This is a genomic window from Haemophilus sp. THUN1690, from assembly GCF_059704375.1.
In genome coordinates this window covers 971586-989865 of the sequence record NZ_AP046582.1, presented here as the reverse complement: position 1 = coordinate 989865, position 18280 = coordinate 971586, and the positions used below count along the sequence as shown (strand labels likewise).

At 36.6% G+C, this 18280-nt stretch carries 16 protein-coding genes; 10 read left to right on the top strand and 6 right to left on the bottom strand.

Annotated elements, in window-relative coordinates; translation table 11 throughout:
- The first annotated feature begins 6 nt into the window (after window positions 1-6).
- A complete protein-coding gene (gene selD, locus AC6H22_RS04600; RefSeq protein WP_497515443.1) occupies window positions 7-1047 on the top strand; it encodes a selenide, water dikinase SelD in 1041 nt (346 codons plus the stop codon).
- 51 nt (window positions 1048-1098) lie between these two features.
- On the opposite strand, the gene serS is transcribed toward selD, so the two are convergent.
- Window positions 1099-2388, bottom strand: coding sequence for a serine--tRNA ligase (serS, locus tag AC6H22_RS04595; RefSeq protein WP_005628254.1), 1290 nt, complete (start codon window positions 2386-2388; stop codon window positions 1099-1101).
- 142 nt (window positions 2389-2530) lie between these two features.
- Here serS and AC6H22_RS04590 point away from each other — a divergent pair, with 142 nt between their 5' ends.
- Together AC6H22_RS04590 and AC6H22_RS04585 are read left to right on the top strand one after the other, a co-directional pair.
- A complete protein-coding gene (locus AC6H22_RS04590) occupies window positions 2531-2674 on the top strand; it encodes a hypothetical protein (RefSeq protein ID WP_239994370.1) in 144 nt (47 codons plus the stop codon).
- Window positions 2675-2926: 252 nt separating this feature from the next.
- Complete coding sequence (locus AC6H22_RS04585; RefSeq protein ID WP_005628252.1) at window positions 2927-3145, top strand: HP1242/YdcH family protein; 219 nt, start codon at window positions 2927-2929, stop codon at window positions 3143-3145.
- A 48-nt stretch (window positions 3146-3193) separates the two neighbouring features.
- On the opposite strand, the gene AC6H22_RS04580 is transcribed toward AC6H22_RS04585, so the two are convergent.
- Window positions 3194-3673, bottom strand: coding sequence for a threonine/serine exporter family protein (locus AC6H22_RS04580; RefSeq protein WP_005628250.1), 480 nt, complete (start codon window positions 3671-3673; stop codon window positions 3194-3196).
- 1 nt (window position 3674) lies between these two features.
- On the bottom strand, window positions 3675-4445 hold the full coding sequence (locus AC6H22_RS04575; RefSeq protein WP_032825681.1) for a threonine/serine exporter family protein: 771 nt from the start codon (window positions 4443-4445) through the stop codon (window positions 3675-3677).
- A 217-nt stretch (window positions 4446-4662) separates the two neighbouring features.
- Between AC6H22_RS04575 and AC6H22_RS04570 the strand changes: the two genes are divergently transcribed.
- The 3 genes from AC6H22_RS04570 to AC6H22_RS04560 all read left to right on the top strand — a co-directional run bounded on the left by AC6H22_RS04570 (window position 4663) and on the right by AC6H22_RS04560 (window position 10398).
- Window positions 4663-8019: a TonB-dependent receptor domain-containing protein gene (locus AC6H22_RS04570; RefSeq protein ID WP_118817044.1), complete on the top strand. Its 3357-nt coding sequence runs from the start codon at window positions 4663-4665 to the stop codon at window positions 8017-8019.
- 66 nt (window positions 8020-8085) lie between these two features.
- Window positions 8086-8904 (top strand): hemophilin, encoded by an 819-nt coding sequence (locus tag AC6H22_RS04565; RefSeq protein ID WP_005626879.1) that lies wholly within the window; start codon window positions 8086-8088, stop codon window positions 8902-8904.
- 54 nt (window positions 8905-8958) lie between these two features.
- Window positions 8959-10398, top strand: a complete 1440-nt coding sequence (locus AC6H22_RS04560; protein WP_118817043.1) for a porin family protein — start codon at window positions 8959-8961, stop codon at window positions 10396-10398.
- A 65-nt stretch (window positions 10399-10463) separates the two neighbouring features.
- On the opposite strand, the gene AC6H22_RS04555 is transcribed toward AC6H22_RS04560, so the two are convergent.
- Window positions 10464-11726, bottom strand: coding sequence for an HlyC/CorC family transporter (locus tag AC6H22_RS04555; RefSeq protein ID WP_118817042.1), 1263 nt, complete (start codon window positions 11724-11726; stop codon window positions 10464-10466).
- Between the two features lie 280 nt (window positions 11727-12006).
- Between AC6H22_RS04555 and ffh the strand changes: the two genes are divergently transcribed.
- A complete protein-coding gene (gene ffh, locus AC6H22_RS04550) occupies window positions 12007-13395 on the top strand; it encodes a signal recognition particle protein (RefSeq protein ID WP_118817041.1) in 1389 nt (462 codons plus the stop codon).
- Between the two features lie 55 nt (window positions 13396-13450).
- Here the strand turns inward: ffh and AC6H22_RS04545 are convergent, their stop codons facing one another.
- The gene (locus AC6H22_RS04545; protein WP_118817040.1) at window positions 13451-14206 is read right to left on the bottom strand and encodes a Nif3-like dinuclear metal center hexameric protein; all 756 of its coding nucleotides are present in this window, start codon (window positions 14204-14206) and stop codon (window positions 13451-13453) included.
- Between the two features lie 377 nt (window positions 14207-14583).
- On the opposite strand from AC6H22_RS04545, the gene AC6H22_RS04540 reads away from it, so the two are divergent.
- Window positions 14584-14727 carry a hypothetical protein gene (locus tag AC6H22_RS04540; RefSeq protein ID WP_005630689.1) on the top strand — a complete coding sequence of 48 codons (144 nt, stop codon included), beginning with the start codon at window positions 14584-14586 and terminating at the stop codon, window positions 14725-14727.
- A 50-nt stretch (window positions 14728-14777) separates the two neighbouring features.
- Here AC6H22_RS04540 and AC6H22_RS04535 read toward each other — a convergent pair whose 3' ends face one another.
- A complete protein-coding gene (locus AC6H22_RS04535; RefSeq protein WP_005646627.1) occupies window positions 14778-15809 on the bottom strand; it encodes a branched-chain amino acid aminotransferase in 1032 nt (343 codons plus the stop codon).
- Between the two features lie 475 nt (window positions 15810-16284).
- On the opposite strand from AC6H22_RS04535, the gene AC6H22_RS04530 reads away from it, so the two are divergent.
- Both AC6H22_RS04530 and rlmM read left to right on the top strand, forming a co-directional pair.
- The gene (locus AC6H22_RS04530; protein ID WP_005626304.1) at window positions 16285-17178 is read left to right on the top strand and encodes a transcriptional regulator GcvA; all 894 of its coding nucleotides are present in this window, start codon (window positions 16285-16287) and stop codon (window positions 17176-17178) included.
- A complete protein-coding gene (rlmM, locus tag AC6H22_RS04525; protein ID WP_005626302.1) occupies window positions 17171-18262 on the top strand; it encodes a 23S rRNA (cytidine(2498)-2'-O)-methyltransferase RlmM in 1092 nt (363 codons plus the stop codon). Before AC6H22_RS04530 ends, rlmM begins: the two co-directional genes overlap by 8 nt.
- The last annotated feature ends 18 nt before the right edge of the window (window positions 18263-18280 follow it).

Genomic DNA, 18280 nt, shown 5'->3' with positions numbered 1-18280 from the left:
TAAGAAATGGAAGAAAAAATTCGGCTGACGCAATACAGCCATGGTGCGGGTTGAGGTTGTAAAATTTCGCCTAAGGTGTTAGGGACAATTTTACATTCAGAACTGGAAAAATTTTATGATCCAAATTTGCTCGTCGGCAATGAAACCGCAGACGATGCAGCGGTGTATGATCTTGGTAATGGAACTGCAATTATCAGTACCACTGATTTTTTCATGCCGATTGTAGATGATCCTTTTGATTTTGGACGAATTGCCGCAACCAATGCCATTAGTGATATTTTTGCTATGGGCGGTAAGCCGATTATGGGAATCGCCATTTTAGGTTTTCCAACCAATGTATTACCTGCAGAAGTTGCACAGAAAATTGTTGATGGTGGGCGTTTTGCTTGCCATCAAGCGGGTATTGCTTTGGCGGGGGGGCATTCCATTGATTCGCCTGAACCTATTTTTGGTTTAGCCGTGACAGGCGTGATTGATACTGAAAAAGTGAAACGTAATGCGTCTGCAAAATCAGGTTGTAAGCTTTATATGACGAAACCGCTTGGTATTGGTATTTTGACGACGGCGGAGAAAAAAGGAAAACTTAAGCCAGAACATCAAGGTTTAGCCACTGCTGCTATGTGCCAAATGAATTCCATTGGCAGCCAATTTTCCCAAGTGGATGGCGTTACCGCAATGACGGATGTCACAGGATTTGGTTTACTTGGTCATTTAATTGAAATCTGTGAAGGTTCAAATCTAAGTGCGGTAGTTTTTTCGGACAAAATTAAAACCTTGGACGGTGTAAAAGATTATATTGCTCAAGGTTGCGTACCCGGTGGAATAGGGCGTAATTTTGAAAGTTATGGACATAAAGTTGGCGCATTAACGGAAGAACAAAAAGCGATTTTGTGCGATCCTCAAACATCAGGCGGTTTATTAGTGGCAGTTGAGCCTAATAGCGTTCAAGCGGTCATTGAAATAGCTAAAGATACGGGCATTGATTTATATGAAGTGGGGGAGTTAAACCCTAAATCAGAATCCGATGTCGTCGTTGAAATAGCTTAATAAAAAAGCGTGGAAATTTTAAAATCCACGCTTTTTTATCTTCTAGAAGGATTATTTGCCGATAACTTCTAATCCGCCCATATATGGACGTAGCACTTCTGGCACGGTGATTGATCCATCCGCATTTTGATAGTTTTCAAGTACAGCCACTAAAGTACGACCAACCGCTAAGCCAGAACCATTTAAGGTGTGTACTAAGCGGGTTTTCTTATCGCCTTTTGCTTTACAACGTGCTTGCATACGGCGAGCTTGGAAATCCCACATATTTGAGCAAGAAGAAATTTCGCGATAAGTATTTTGTGCAGGCACCCAAACTTCTAAGTCGTAAGTTTTGCAAGAACCAAAGCCCATATCCCCTGTGCAAAGTAAAACTTTGCGGTATGGTAAATTTAATAATTGCAATACTTTTTCAGCATGACCTGTTAACTCTTCAAGTGCTTCCATTGATTTATCTGGATCAACGATTTGTACCATTTCCACTTTATCAAATTGGTGCATACGAATTAAACCGCGAGTATCACGACCGTAAGAACCTGCTTCTGAACGGAAACATGGCGTATGTGCGGTCATTTTTATTGGTAATTCTGCTTCATCAATAATTACATCACGCACTAAATTAGTAACAGGCACTTCTGCGGTTGGAATTAATGCGTAAGGTTGTTCGCCTTCTAAGGCTAAAGTATGGAATAAATCTTCACCGAATTTTGGTAATTGACCTGTTCCGTAAAGTGTTGCGTGATTTACTAAATAAGGTACATAGGTTTCTAAATAGCCGTGTTGTTCAGTATGAAGATCTAACATGAATTGCGCTAATGCACGGTGCATTTTAGCGATTTGACCTTTCATTACAGCAAAACGCGCGCCCGCTAATTTAGCCCCTGCGGCAAAATCTAAGCCATTGGCGTCTTCACCCAAAGTGACATGATCTTTCACTTCAAAATCAAATATACGCGGTGTACCCCAACGTAAGATTTCTTTATTTTCAGAGTCATCTTTGCCTAATGGCACTTCGTCTGCTGGTAGATTTGGAATACTTAATGCAATTTGATTGATTTCCGCAAGTACCGCATCTAATTGTGCTTTTGCTTCAGTCAATTGATTGCCCATATTATCCACTTCAGCTAATAATGGCGCGATATCTTCACCACGCGCTTTGGCAGCACCAATGGCTTTGGAACGAGTATTACGTTCCGCTTGTAAATTTTCGGTAGTGACTTGTAAGTTCTTGCGTTGTTCTTCTAATGAGGTGAGTTTTTCTGTATCAAGAATAAAGTTACGTTTTACTTTTAATTTTTCTGCGACTTCCGCTAAATTATTACGGAGTAAATTTGGATCGATCATGGTATTTCCTTACTTTTTTCGTTGAAATGAAAACGGTTTTATTCTATCGCACGTTGTTGAAATAAACCAGTTAAAAGCTGAGGGAAAAGCAAGATTCTGAAAATAAAGGAAAATACACAGCACTCAGACATTAAATAATGAATTGATTACAAAATGGAAATCGTTATTCGAACAAGTGAAAAATGCTGCAGACGCTAAAATTGATGTTTCTTGGGAAAACAAATTGAAAATGATGCAATCTGTTCAACCCTTAGATAATAATTTGGTGGCATTTCATTTTGTGTAACAGCCTAATCTTGTGATGGCAGAGAAACCTTATGTTACCTCAACGGGTATTGGTGCTGGCTTTGGAATTATTCTTAGTTTGTTATCTATTCTGATTTTAGGTGCAGGAAAAAATAAAAAAGCAAAAGAGTAAAGGATAATTTGCGAGAAATAAATTTTTGTGATCGTTGTCAAATTTTTAAGATTGCGTTCTGTTTATTTGGAGCGAATGTAGTAAACTGAAATCAGTTAAAACCACTATAGGAGCAATGCTATGTTTCCCGAATACCGAGAATTAATCACCAAACTTAAAAGTAATGATGCTTATTTCGATCGTCTTTTTGAAAAGCACAACGAATTAGATCATGAAATTAAGAATATGCAGGAAAATATTCAGCTCGCCACTCATATGGAAATTGAGGCTTTGAAAAAAGAGAAATTACGGATTAAAGATGAGCTTTATGAATATCTCAAGAAAAAATCACAAGAATAGTAAAAGAAAACCGGCTGATGCCGGTTTTTTTGTTGAACTATTTTAGTGTCACACCACGGGTTTTTGTCGATAAAACAATAAGCCTGGTAAAGCTAATCCAAATACTATTGCGCCTAGGATAAAACTGGTATTAATAAAGGAACTAATCATTTGTTCAAATAAAGCATCGGAAAAGCCGAAATGGTGGATTTGTACCATTGAAATCATTGCTTTATAGGCATGAACACCGGGGATCATGGGGATAATTGCGGCAACGGTGAAGGCTTTGGGATGGGCTAAATAACGATGGGAAAGATGCACGCCTAAAAATCCAATTACGCAAGTGGCAAAGAAGGTGGCAAATACAATAGGCATATTAATATGCAGTAATAATGTGCGTGTAACATGCCCTAGTGCGGCTAAAATTGCGCAATATTTTAAGGCTTTGGGTGGCACATTAAATACTAAAGCAAAGCCTACAGCTGGAATTGCGGCAAATAACATATCATCAAGTAATTTCAAGATAAATATTGTGATATCTAATAACATTTTAATGCCCCCAAGTTGTAATATGTAATACGCTTAAAGCGAATACAATACCAAGACATGCACCAAAAGTGAGAATAGTCGCAATTGTCCAACGGCCTAATCCCATATTGACATAACCTTTTAATATATCTGCCAAAGAATTAATCAGCGGAAATCCTGGCACAAGTAATAACACACTAGATGCTAAGGCAATTTGAGGATCGTTACCTAAGTTATATTTTAAGCTCATTCCAGAAATCAGCGAGGCGACAAAAGAGGTGATAGAAAAGACGATAAGGGGATTATAGTGCCGTTTAGAAAATTCTTGTCGCACAAACATTGCAATGATTGCTGCAATAAAGGTAATGCCACAAATTATCCAATCGCCACCCGATAAATGGGCGAATGCCGCACAAGATAAGCCAATCATAAACACTACTAACCAGCGGTTATATTTAAGCGGTTTTAATTGGTCCAATTTTCTTTGTGCGATTTCTAAGTCATACAAATGATGTTCAACGGCAATCACAATGCGCTGAACATCTGTTACCATTTGCATATTAATGCCTTTATCTGTATTTTTTCGTGCGGTGGTAATGCAATGATTATCTGATAAGGTCGTTAGCACAACTGCATTTGCCGTGAGCGCACATTCTACACTTTCTACGCCAAGTGCTATGCCTAAACGCTGCGCCATTTGCACTACCACAGTGCTTTCTGCCCCATGTTGTAACAAGAGCAGTGCCGTTTGTACGCACACGCGAGTCACCGCCCGTTGATATTCGTGTTCCATATCTTTCTTCTCTATCAAAATATACCTAGAAAGAATTATAAAAATCTTTTCTGAAAAATGCGCAAAAAAGAACCGCACTTGTGATTTAAGTCAAAAAATTTTTAGTGAAAAATTTTGTTACATCGATCACAAAATAAACAATTTTTCTTTGCTGATACAAAAAAACAGGACTAACATTTAAATGATAATTGTTATTGTTTGATATGGAGATTAAAAAATGAAACATAAATTTTCCTTTATGCTCTGTCCACTCACCTTGCTTATTCATCAAAGTATCTATGCTTCCCCACAAATAAATCAGCTTGATACGATCTCTGTTTTAGGGACTTCTGAAAGTAAAGCCGAAGCAGGTAAAGATAAAATGTTTTCAGAAAACCAAGTAACCGAATATAAAAGCAAGAAAGAAATTGAAACTTACAAAGGACATTCTGTAGCGGATTTATTGACAGGTACAACGGGCGTATATAGTGGTGATGCACGCAATAGTGGTGCGTTGGATCCTAATATTCGTGGTGTACAGGGGCAGGGTAGAATTCCTGTTTTAGTTGATGGCACAGAACAAGCTATCACTGTTTGGCGTGGTTTTGCGGGTGTGAGCAACCGTAACTATCTTGATCCTTTCTTAATTAGTAGTGTCTCTGTTGAAAAAGGCCCAAATTTGAACCGCACTTTAGATAGTGGCGCAGCGGGCACTATTCGTTTAAGCACATTAGAACCTGATGACATTATTAAAAAAGGTGAAAAATTTGGTATCGAATTTAAAGCTGAAACAGCTAATAATTCTATTAAGCAACGTGGTTATCCTATTTCTATTGGTGTCGATTACCGGAGTTTAGAACATCCAGAAGATGTAACTGCGGGAGAATATGCAGCATATTTTAAAACGTCGGATCGCTATCCTGCACGATCTCAAGGTCGTAATAAATTTTTCAAAGACAATGCTTATCGTTTAGCTGTCGCGACCAAAGATGAACACTTTGAAGGATTATTATCTTATGCCTATCGCAGTAAAGGCAATTATTTTTCTGGTGGTCATGGTGGGCATAATTATGGTGAGGGGATGACAATTTGGGACTATGACAAAATCCATAACTTCGGTTCAAATTACACTACTGATGATCCTTATATTCCTTGGATTGCTACCGTATACACACCGAAAAAAGAAGTGCCGAATACTTCTTTTGAATCCAAATCTTACTTAGGTAAAGCCACATTCAAATTTAATGATGAAACCAAACTTAAATTCGGTGTGCGTCATAGCGATATGACTTACGGAGAAATTATGCCTTCACGTTTATGGCAAACTGGTTACCAACAAGGCACGGTGTTGCAATGGCCACTTGCCAATGTAAAACAAACTGCCGTGGATACTCACTTTGAATACAACCCACAAAATAACCGCTGGATTAATTTTGCTTTTGGTGCTTATGCGGTGTTTAACAAAGCAAAAACCAATACTTCTGGTGCTTCCCCAGCTGATGTCTTAGCAAGGGACAACGATTTTAATAGTAAAGGTTTGAATATTAGTGGTAAGCCTGCCCCCTGCTACCCTGGAGAAGCCTGCTACAATGAAAACTATTTACGCGCGGTATCAGAGTATATGAAACGAGTACAAGAAGAATGGAGAAAATATTATACATCTAATACAAAAACGCCAAATCTTTATGGCTTATTTAATACCCAAGAAGCCCAAGCGCAATGGGCGAAAGATAACCATTATGGTGTAAATGCCAGTAACCGTTTTGAGTTGCATAAAAAATTAAATTTAGATGTGATGGCAGCTTATAAATGGGAAGATTTAAATTCAACTAATGTTTATGCCCAAAAATTGGGGGATGTAAAAAAACTTTGTAATGCTAACGAAGGTGGGTTTGGAAATGGTTCAAAGGAGCATAGTCAAATTTATTGTAATAGCATAGAAAATTATGTTAGTGGAGAACGGATGGGGAAACGAAAAGAATTAAATATAGGATTTAATTTTCAGTATAACCCAGTAGATTGGTTAATTTTAGATGCTGGAGCAAAATATACTCATTATAAATCTCGAGATGATGGGTTAATTAAGTTATTACAGGATAAGATGAGAGAAGATGTGAAATATGGCGGAGAGATATTATTAGAAGTAGTAAAAAGACATAAAATAACACAAGAAATGGTTGATGAGTATAATAAATATAAAAAATCAAGAAAAGAATATAATAAAGCTCTCGATTATTATAATAAAAAAGAATACGAATTTACTAAGGAGTATCGACCAAATCAGCCAGATGATAAGGATTCTACTAAATATTGTGAACTTGAAGAAGATGGAACCTGTGATATTAATGATGAAGGTGGCTTTGCTCTTAATGACAAATATTATGAGGATTATGAGATTTATCGGAAAAAAGAAAAAGAATATGTTGAAAATAAACTAAAGGAAAATAATATAACGAAACCTGAGGAACCTAAAGATGTTAATATTGATTCAATGATATTAGATATTATAGATAATAACAAAGAAAAGAAAGAAACATTTTCTATAAAGAGAAATGCGTATGGTAAATTTGATTTAGAAAGTAATCAAGCGGCTAAACAATTGATTCAAGATAAATTAACTGAAGAGCAATATAACGCATATACAGGAAAAATGGAAAAAGTTATTAAAAGAGTAAATTCAGAAATTAACAAGATTACACCTACACTAGAGCAATGGGAAAAAATGAAAAAGGCACAACGTACAGCTCACGCTTGGTCTCCATCTTTTGGAATAACTGCATTTATTACAGATAATATTCGTTTATATACTCGCTATACTGAAACAAAACGTATGCCAAGTATTTTTGAGGATACTATAGGATATTCTCTTGATGCAATTACTCCATTATATAAAAGAAAACCTGAGCATAGTAAAAATATTGAAATTGGATATGTCCATGATTTAAAAGGTTTTCTACCTAACGCTAGACGTGCTGATGTTCGTTTAAACTATTTTCATAATTTGACAAAAAATATTTTTGATAGAGATTCAAATTATACTTTGCAACAGTTTGATAAGCGAATTTTGTCAGGAATAGAATTTCAATCTCGCTACGATCAAGGCAATTTATTCGCAACTTTAGGCGTAGTTTATAATTTAAAAAATAAATTTTGTGATAATAGTTTTGAAATATTTAATTATGATGAAAATCAAGGAGTCTCTAAAAAAATACCTTATTGTGTTAATGGAGGAAATGGAAGTGGGTATTTAAAGAATACTATACTGCCAAAATATTCAATTACAGCTAATTTAGGATTACGTTTTTTAGATGAAAAATTAGAACTTGGATCACGCTGGTTATATCATTCTCAAGTAAAGGATACTCGCGCTAAGTCATTAAGAAAGGCAGGAATTACGTGGGCAAGTGGAGAAACTAATCGCTGGAATCCAGTATTAGTTGTTGATGCTTATATTAATTATCGGGTGAATGATAATTTCACAATTGAATTAGTTGGAACAAATTTAACTGATCGATATTATCTTGACCCTATTACTCGTTCAACAATGCCAGCTCCAGGAAGAACTATAAAATTAGGTATGACCGCAAGATTTTAATTATTTCTAAACCGTGAAATTCAAAAGAATTTCATTTACATCAACATCTCAAATAGGAGAAAAACTATGTCTGTAATTAATAAGACAATTTTAGCAGTGGTAGTATGTGGTGTAGTAAGCGTTGCGCAAGCACAGGTAGTGGGAAATGTATCAACTGATACAAATCAAACTCGATATATAAAAATCAAGGCAGGAGAAAAAGATGGAAAGGCTGGCGTTGAGATATATGACAGTAGTATTCCTAATGATCCCGCTGTCTTAAGTAAAACAGCAAATAATAAAGGACAGTCCTTTGAAAAAATGGCAGAACGTGCCGATAAATGGATTTCACACCTTACAGGGGTAGCGAAAAAAGATAAAAATGGTGTAATTGTGGCTAAAATGAATAAAATGCCAAATCTAACACTTATTATGCCAGATCATCGTGGCTTAGGTCGTTTATCCTTTAAGCAAGTAGGAAATCAAGATACTTATTTTGGTGAATGGGAAAATGTAGATGCAGCAACAAGTGCGGCTAAAAATGTTAGTGTTTATTATGCTGGTTCAGATCCAACAAAAACCTTACCAAGTGGTAAAGCCACTTATACAGTGGAAGGTATTAATAAGTACGGAAACTTTAATAGTCGATTAATGAAGGGGACATTTGATGTTGATTTTGAAAGAGCTAGTATTAGTGGTTATTTAAGCAAACCTAATTTATCTCTTTCTATTGAGAGTAAAATTGATAAAACAAATGCAACTTTTGAGGGAATAGCTAAAGCTGAAGGAGTAATTGGTAAATCAGAAGGTCGTTTCTATGGTGCGAAAGCAGAAGGCTTAGCAGGTATGGCAACATTTGCTTCAAAACCTGAATACAACACAGCCTTTGGCGGTACTAAAAATTAAGTTTAATAAACAAAAGGCTTGCGAAAGCAAGCCTTATTGTAAACAGGATGTTTTATGTCGAAATTCCCTTTTATTTTTCTTTTTATTCCTTTTTTGGTTCTTGCCGAAAATCAAGAAAAAGATTTCCGCTTACAGCAACAATCTCAATTAAATCAACAACGACAAGAACAACAATTTATTCAACAAGATAAATTCTTTACTACATTAACAATAAACAACCAAGAATTTGATGTGAGTGATAATATAGAAGAGATAATGACCGCTCTTTTTCTTGCAATTAATCACAAACAAACGAATGATATTGAACATTTATTAATCCGTTATAAACAATTTCCGCAAGCAGAACAAGGAATGATTTTATTTGCAGAAGCGAATATTGCATTTAATCAAGGAAATACCAAAAAAGCCATTCAACTTTACGAGCAACTTGTTCAACAAGAACCCGATTTCACACGCGGAAAATTAGATTTAGCTAAACTCTATTTTCTAAACTGGCAAAACAATCAATCTAAAATTCTTTTTAATCAGATAGCATTGCCACAACAACCAAATGTAATGGCACGTGTAAACCAATATTTATCACAACTTGATTATCGCGAATCTTGGCAGGGTTCCTTTTCTTTTGGCACAATTTATAATTCTAATTTAAATCAATCTGGTAATGAAACTAGTAAAGAAATTGTCGAAAATCCTTATCTTGGCACATTAGAATTTACACGAACTAGACCAACTATTCAAAAAAGCACAGGATTTAGTTATGAAGCGGTATTAAATAAATATACTGAAATATTAAATAATCAAGGTATTATTTTTAAAGGATTAGTTTATGGTGAGTTTTATCCGAAAAAATCAGAATTTACTGAACATAATATTTCACTTGGATTAGGATACCGTTTTAAAGATCAAAAAAATCAATTAGATCTTTATCCTTTAATTGAAAAAACAAGAGCCTATCATCATTGGTATAGCGAAAGAAAAGGGGTTAATATCTCTTATTCAAAGATTTTCAATCCGAATTTATACTTTTCTTTGCAAACAGAATATAAATGGGAAAAATATCAAGATCGTAATTTATCTTATCAAGATGGAAAAATTCTCTCTTTCTTTTCTACTTTAGTTTATAGCTTACCAAATGATTGGATTTTATTTGGTGGATTGGATTATGCGAAAAAGTTTTCAACAGAATCAAAAATTGATCAATATGCTAGAAAGGGGTTAAGAATAGGTATTAATAAAAGTTTTGAAAGCGGAATTGATATTACTGCGCAAGGTATTTTTAGAAAAATAGATTATCAAGATTATAATGCACTTTTAGGAAAAACAAGAAAAGACAATGAACAAAAATATCTGTTTACCTTTGCCATTCCTAAATTCAAATTTTACGATATTGTGCCTAGTATCAATTTTATTCATACAAATCATCAGAGTAACGTAGAAATGTTATATCGCTATAAACAGAATGAAGTGGTATTGAAATTTGAAAAAACCTTTTAAAAACAAACCGCACTTTGAGAGATATTTAACTCTAAGTGCGGTTCAATTTGTCTGAGTTTTTATGATTAAAGTTTGACGACTTTCGCTTGTTTAATCATATTATCGCCCACTTCAAGAATGGTAATTTGCAAGCCATCAATTTCGCAAACAGTGCCTTCATCGGGAATTTCTTCTAAGTGTTCGAGGATTAAACCATTAAAGGTTCGGGCATCTTCTGTATCCAATTCCCAGTTAAACATTTTGTTGAGATCGCGTAGGTTGGCAGAGCCATCGATAATCATGGAACCATCGGATTGTTGAGTTACTTCCTCGTCAATGCTTGGGGCGGTGGAAGTGGTAAAATCGCCAACGATTTCTTCCAAAATATCTTCCAACGTCACAAGTCCTTTAATATCGCCGTATTCATCTACAACTAAGCCAATGCGTTCTTTATTTGCACGGAAATTCGCAAGTTGGGTTTTTAATGGCGTGCTTTCAGGAATGAAATACACTTCATCAGCGGCACGAATTAAGGTTTCTTTGGTAAATTCGTTTTTTTCCAGCAGTAAGCGGAATGCTTCACGAACGCGCAAAATACCAAGCACTTGTTCATCAAGGCTACCTTTGTAAAGCACCACGCGGTTGTGTGCTGCGTGATTGAGCTGGCGCATAATGGCTTTCCAGTCATCATCAATATCAATGCCGCCAATTTCGTTGCGCGGAACCATAATGTCATCAACGGTGACGGTTTCCATATCTAAAATAGAAAGCAACATTTGTGGATGTTGTTCATCAGGCGTCGCTTCGCCCGCTTCTGATACGATACTACGAAGTTCCTCACGGCTAATTACTTGTTTTTGCATATCGGGTTTTAATCCCACCAAATGCATTAATGATTTGGTAAAAATATTCATCAACCAAACGAGCGGATAGAAGATTTTAAGTAATACCGTCAAAATATGGCTGGAAATGAAACCGACTTTTTCCGCGTGCATCGCTGCCACCGTTTTAGGAAAAATTTCAGAAAATACAAGCATCACGAAAGTGAGCAAACCCGTTGCAATCGCCACGCCTGCATCACCGTATAAACGCATACCAATCATGGTCGCAATCGCCGATGCGCTGATATTCACAAGGTTATTAAAAATAAGAATAAAGCTTAACAAGGTGTCAGGCTTTTCTAGCAGCTTTTCTGCTTTTTGTGCGCCTTTATTGCCTTGTTCAGAGAGAAAACGAAGACGATATTTATTGAGAGAGAGTAGTCCGGTTTCTGAGCCAGAAAAATATGCAGATAAAACTAAACAGATAATGAGAATAATAAATAAAGTACTAATGGGAATACTGTCCAAGGGAAAATCCTTTTGTTTGTTAATCAACAAAAAGTGCGGTCATTTTTCACCGCACTTTTTACCTGTTATTTGATTTTGCTAAATCAAATGGCTACTCAAATAGCCAAGAGTGGGCAGAATGATACCTGAAATTGGCTAAATAATCATTCTTTTTCCTTATATCCTATGCTTTCTTCATGAAATCGCCTACTCAAAAAGCCATTTTCATTTGAAATGATGAAAAACGCCTAAATTTCGGTATAATCAGCGCAATTTTTTAAGAAAAACAGGATTGTTAGCCATGTTTGAGAATTTATCGGATCGCCTTTCCAAAACTTTACGTAATATCACAGGAAAAGGCCGTTTAACGGAAGATAATATTAAAGAAACCTTGCGCGAAGTGCGTATGGCATTACTTGAAGCAGATGTTGCTTTACCTGTGGTACGTGAATTTATCGCAAAAGTAAAAGAAAGCGCGCTTGGGGAAGAAGTCAATAAAAGCTTAACGCCGGGGCAAGAGTTCTTAAAAATCGTTCAGCGTGAGCTTGAAAAAGCTATGGGCGAAGCGAATGAGAGTTTAAACCTAGCAACTCAACCACCTGCAGTTATTTTAATGGCGGGTTTACAAGGTGCGGGTAAAACCACCAGCGTGGGTAAATTGGCAAAATTCTTGAGTGAACGCCATAAAAAGAAAGTGTTAGTGGTTTCTGCCGACGTATATCGCCCAGCTGCGATTAAGCAACTTGAAACCTTGGCTCAATCCGTTGGCGTGGATTTTTTCCCATCGGATGTTAAACAAAATCCAGTTGATATTGCTAAAGCGGCACTTGCTGATGCAAAACTGAAATTCTACGATGTGTTGATTGTGGATACGGCAGGTCGCCTACACGTTGATACAGAAATGATGGATGAAATCAAGCAAGTCCATGCAGCGTTAAATCCAATCGAAACCCTTTTCACTGTTGATGCGATGACTGGTCAAGATGCCGCCAATACGGCAAAAGCCTTTAATGAAGCATTGCCACTTACAGGTGTTATTTTGACTAAAGTGGACGGTGATGCTCGTGGTGGTGCGGCGTTATCGATTCGTCAAATCACAGGTAAACCAATCAAATTCTTGGGTGTGGGCGAGAAAACAGAAGCACTTGAGCCGTTCCATCCTGATCGTGTCGCTTCCCGTATTTTGGGCATGGGCGATGTGCTTTCACTGATTGAAGATCTTGAACGTTCTGTTGATCGTGAGAAAGCAGAAAAAATGGCGCAGAAATTCAAGAAGGGCGATGATTTCACTTTAGATGATTTCCGCGAGCAGCTTATTGAAATGAAAAAAATGGGCGGAATGATGTCTATGCTTGAGAAATTACCGGGTGCCAAAAATTTGCCTGATCATGTTAAAAATCAAGTAGATGACAAAATGTTTGTCAAAATGGAAGCGATCATTAACTCTATGACTCTAAAAGAACGTGCCAACCCAGATATTATCAAAGGATCTCGCCGTCGTCGTATTGCATTAGGCTCTGGCACCCAAGTGCAAGATGTCAATAAATTACTTAAACAATTCGATGAAATGCAACGTATGATGAAGAAAATGCGTAAAGGTGGCATGGCTAAAATGATGCGTGGAATGCAAGGTTTAATGGGCGGAGGCTTAGGCGGTCTTGGCAGTTTAGGCGGAATGTTTAAACGATAATTTCAGAAGATAAAAGTGCGGTAAAAAAGAAATATTTTTACCGCACTTTTGTATTTTACGCTGGATTATCTATATCTTTAAATTCTACATCAAAGCCATATTCTTTCGCCAACCATTCACCTAATGCCTTGATGCCATATCGTTCAGTTGCGTGATGGCCTGCAGAGAAGAAATGTAATCCTTGCTCACGGGCAGAATGAATCGTTTGTTCTGACACTTCACCGGTAATAAAAGCATCGCAGCATTGTTCTGCAGCAAGATCAATATAACCTTGTCCGCCACCAGTGCAGATACCAATTTTTCGGATTAAGTGCGGTCCGTTTTCAATGCAAATTAACGGTTTTCGATTTAACACTTTTTCTACTTTTTCTGCAAAGTCTTTACCTGTCATCGGTTCTTTTAATTCGCCCCAAACAGGAATACTCACAGCGCCTTTTTCTAATGGTTGTAAATTTTCAATATTGAGCAGTTTGGCTAATTGCGCATTGTTGCCTAATTCTGGGTGCACATCTAATGGCAAATGATAGCCATATAAATTAATGTCATTCACTAAAAGGGCTTTAATTCGCTTGCCTTTCATTCCTCGAATACAAGGGTTTTCACTTTTCCAAAAATAGCCGTGATGAACCAAAATCGCATCGGCATTTTGGCTGATTGCGTAATCAATTAGAGCCTGACTCGCTGTTACGCCAGTAATGATTTTTTTGATTTCTGTTTTACCTTCGACTTGTAAGCCGTTGGGCGCATAGTCATTGATTTTATCAGAAGAAAGTTTTTGATTAATGAGTTGTTCAAGTTCGAGATTATTCATAATTGCTCGTTGATTGGAAACAGGTGGGTTATGGTACAAAATTCCAAAAAAAATGGCTAGTGCGAAAGGAGTGGGGGAATGCACTAGCCAAGTTTCATTACTATTAAATTACTATCTAGTATCTAAAACAGGATTCATTATATATAAAAATTTATAGCGATCAAGGGGAAATAAGAAATTTTTTATTTTATTTAAAGTGCGGTTTAAATTTCTTACGTTTTTTAATAGTTCAATAAGTCGAATTTATCAGCAAAGAAGGGAAACTTGGCTTTGGTGAAAGGTGTTAATGATGGCAAGGAAAGCAAAATATTTCGTTGGGATGTGGCGTCGTTGTGCTACAATTCGCACGTTTTTTAATTTAGCAAAAAGGTTTACTTATGAAAAAATGGTTATTCATTATCGCCGGCGCATTGATTATTTCAGCTTGCGCAAATAAGGATGTGTATTTTAACGGCGCAGAAGGCTCTCATTCAGGTGTTAAATTTGATAAAGATTCTCGCCAATGGGGATTGAATCAATAAAAAAGTGCGGTTGATTTTTAACCGCACTTTCGTTTTTCTATTGGTAGAAATTATTCTACTTTCACAATCCAGCCTTCAGGCGCTTCGATATCACCGAACTGGATACCAGTGAGCTCTTCATAAAGGCGACGTGTTACTGGACCCACTTCAGTTTCAGAATAAAACACATGGAATTTGCCTTTATGTTGGATTCCGCCAACAGGTGAAATAACCGCTGCAGTACCACAAGCGCCAGCTTCAGCAAATTGATCTAGCTGATCGATATAAACATCGCCTTCAATTGCTTCCATACCTAAACGCTCTTTTGCGATATGTAAAAGAGAGTATTTGGTGATACTTGGTAAAATAGATTCTGATTTTGGTGTGATGAATTTATTGTCTTTTGTGATCCCAAAGAAGTTTGCCGCACCGACTTCTTCAATTTTAGTGTGAGTTTTTGGATCTAAATAAATCGCATCAGCGAATTTACGTTCTGGCGTACCTTGTTCTGCTGCTAATACGTGTGGCAGAAGGCTTGCAGCGTAGTTACCACCCACTTTTACGCCGCCTGTTCCCATTGGTGCAGCACGATCGTATTCTGTGGTAATAAAGTTAGATGGTGTTAAACCACCTTTGAAATAGGCACCAACTGGGCAGCAGAATACAGAGAAAATAAATTCTGGTGCAGCTTTCACACCGATATTTTCACCCACACCAATTAAAAATGGACGTAAGTATAAGGTTGCGCCAGAGCCGTAAGGTCCGACCCATTCTTCGTTTGCTTTCACCACTTCTTTACATGCACGGATAAATAATTCAGTGGGCACTTGTGGCATGAGTAAACGATCTGAAGTATGTTGCATGCGTTTTGCATTTTCTTGTGGACGGAATAGGTTGATTGAACCGTCTTTGCAGCGGTAAGCTTTTAAGCCTTCAAAGCATTGTTGACCGTAGTGAAGTGCGGTAGAACCTTCGTGAATATGTAAAGTATTGTCTGTGGTGAGTTTGCCTTCGTCCCATTTACCATCTTTCCAGTGAGCAATGAAACGGTAATCTGTTTTAATATAACTAAAACCAAGGTTATTCCAGTCTAAGTCTTTCATTTTGCTTCCTTAATATTATTTTTTTGAATGAAATACCGTTTAATCTACACCATTCCCGAGGTGATTTAAATAATAAATTCTCGAAATTATGCAATTTTTAGCCAATTAAAAAGGAATAATGAAATTTTGGAAACAGGGCAGGAAATAAAGATATAGTTATGCTAAAATCGGGATGAAAAAAACGCCACTCAATGAGAGCAGCGTTTAACCAAATCGGTTTAATAATATACAGGAAGTAAATGAGTAACATATTTGTTACTCAAGTTCGGTTACCCGAACTATATGCAAACACAACATCATACTTAAGTCCGAAACTCATTAACTAGTAAGGAATTACCAATCATTAAGTATGGTTGTATTGTAAGGAAAAGGGTAGGAAAGGACAAATGACGTTTTTTTATTTGAAGTATTAGAAAAACTAATTCGAATTAAATCTTGTCTATTATAGACAAAAATTTTATGAATGGAAATACTTATGTATAAACGTTTGCCACCATTGAATTCGCTAAAATCTTTTGAGTCAGCTGCTCGCCATTTAAGTTTTACTAAAGCGGCAGATGAGCTTTGTGTCACACAAGCGGCAGTTAGTCATCAAATTAAATTATTAGAAGAGTTCTTAGGAATTGAATTATTTAAGCGAAAGAATCGTTCTTTAGAATTAACAGAGCTTGGAAAAGCATATTTTGTTGATATTAATAAAATTCTGCGTCGCTTAAATGAAGCAACAGAGCGATTATTAACGTTAAAAACGGATCCGCATTTAAATATTAGTGTGCCACAAACTTTTGGTATTCAATGGCTCGTGCCACATTTAAGTGAATTTAATCAGCTTTATCCGCAAATTGAGGTGCGTTTAACGGGCGTGGATCAAGATGAAGGCTTGTTAAATAAAGAAATTGATCTTGCCATTTATTATGGTTTAGGACATTGGCAGAATCTTCAAGTGGATCGTCTTGGTGAAGAAAATTTATTGATTTTAGCCTCACCTGAATTGTTAGCCGAAAATCCAATTATTCAGCCTGAAGATTTAAAAAAACACACATTAATTCACATTCATACGCGCGATAATTGGCAAGCGATGGCAAATCATTTACAGTTAGATGATTTAAATATTCAGCAAGGGCCGTTATTTAGCCATACATTTATGGCGTTACAGGCTGCTATTCATGGACAAGGCATTGTATTAGCTAATCGGTTATTAGCCTTGCAAGAAATTGAAAATAGCTCATTAAAAGTAGTATTGCCAACCAATTTACCTGATCCGAAATCATTTTATGTGGTCAATCATCTTGATCGCCTTGATGATCAAAAAATTCAAGCATTCCGTCAGTGGATTATTAACTCAATTAAACAAGAAGAAAATGAATAAACTCGTATTATATTGTCGCCCAGGTTTTGAGAAAGAAGTTGCCGCAGAGATCACTGATCAAGCAAGTAATTTAGGTGTATTTGGTTTTGCTCGAGTACAAGATAATTCGGGCTATGTCATTTTTGAATGTTATCAACCTGATGAGGCTAATCGCCTTGCCCGAGACATTCCTTTTAATCGTTTGATTTTTGCTCGTCAGATGATTGTGGTTTCCGATTTATTGGAAGATTTAGATCCCGCTGATCGTATTAGTCCCATCGTGGCGGCGTTTGAAGAATTATCACAACAAATTAATTTTGCTCAATCTAGCGAGCTTTTTGTCGAAACTGCAGACACAAATGAAGCAAAGGAGCTTTCCACTTTTTGTCGTAAATTTACCGTGCCTTTACGTCAGACATTAAAAAAACAAGGCTGGCTTTCGGCAAAAGCGACTCAAAAGAGCGGTCAATTTTTACATTGTTTTTTTGTGAAACCGAATTGCTGTTATGTCGGATATTCTTATGTGGATAATCATTCCCCCCATTTTATGGGAATCCCTCGTTTAAAATTTCCGGCAGATGCGCCGAGTCGATCTACGTTAAAACTGGAAGAAGCTATTTTGACTTTTATTCCACGTAAAGAAGAGAATAAACGTTTAAATGAAAATATGATTGGTGTTGATTTAGGGGCTTGCCCTGGCGGTTGGACGTATCAACTAGTCAAACGAGGTTTATTTGTTTATGCAGTTGATCACGGAAAAATGGCTGCGAGTTTGCATGATACGGGGCGCATTGAACATTGTGCGGAAGATGGTTTTAAATTTCAGCCCCCAAAAAGGAAAAAAGTGGATTGGTTAGTCTGTGATATGGTGGAACAACCAAGTCGTATTTCTTTATTGATTGGTAAATGGTTGTTGAATGGTTGGTGCCGAGAAACGATCTTCAATTTAAAATTACCCATGAAAAAACGTTATCAGGAAGTTGTATTATGTTTAGAAAACTTGGCTGTGATGTTGGCTGAGCAGAATTTGAATTTTGAGATTCAAGCAAAACATTTATATCACGATCGTGAAGAAATCACGGTACATATAGCATTAAAATCTTGAGTGAATTGTTTTCATAAC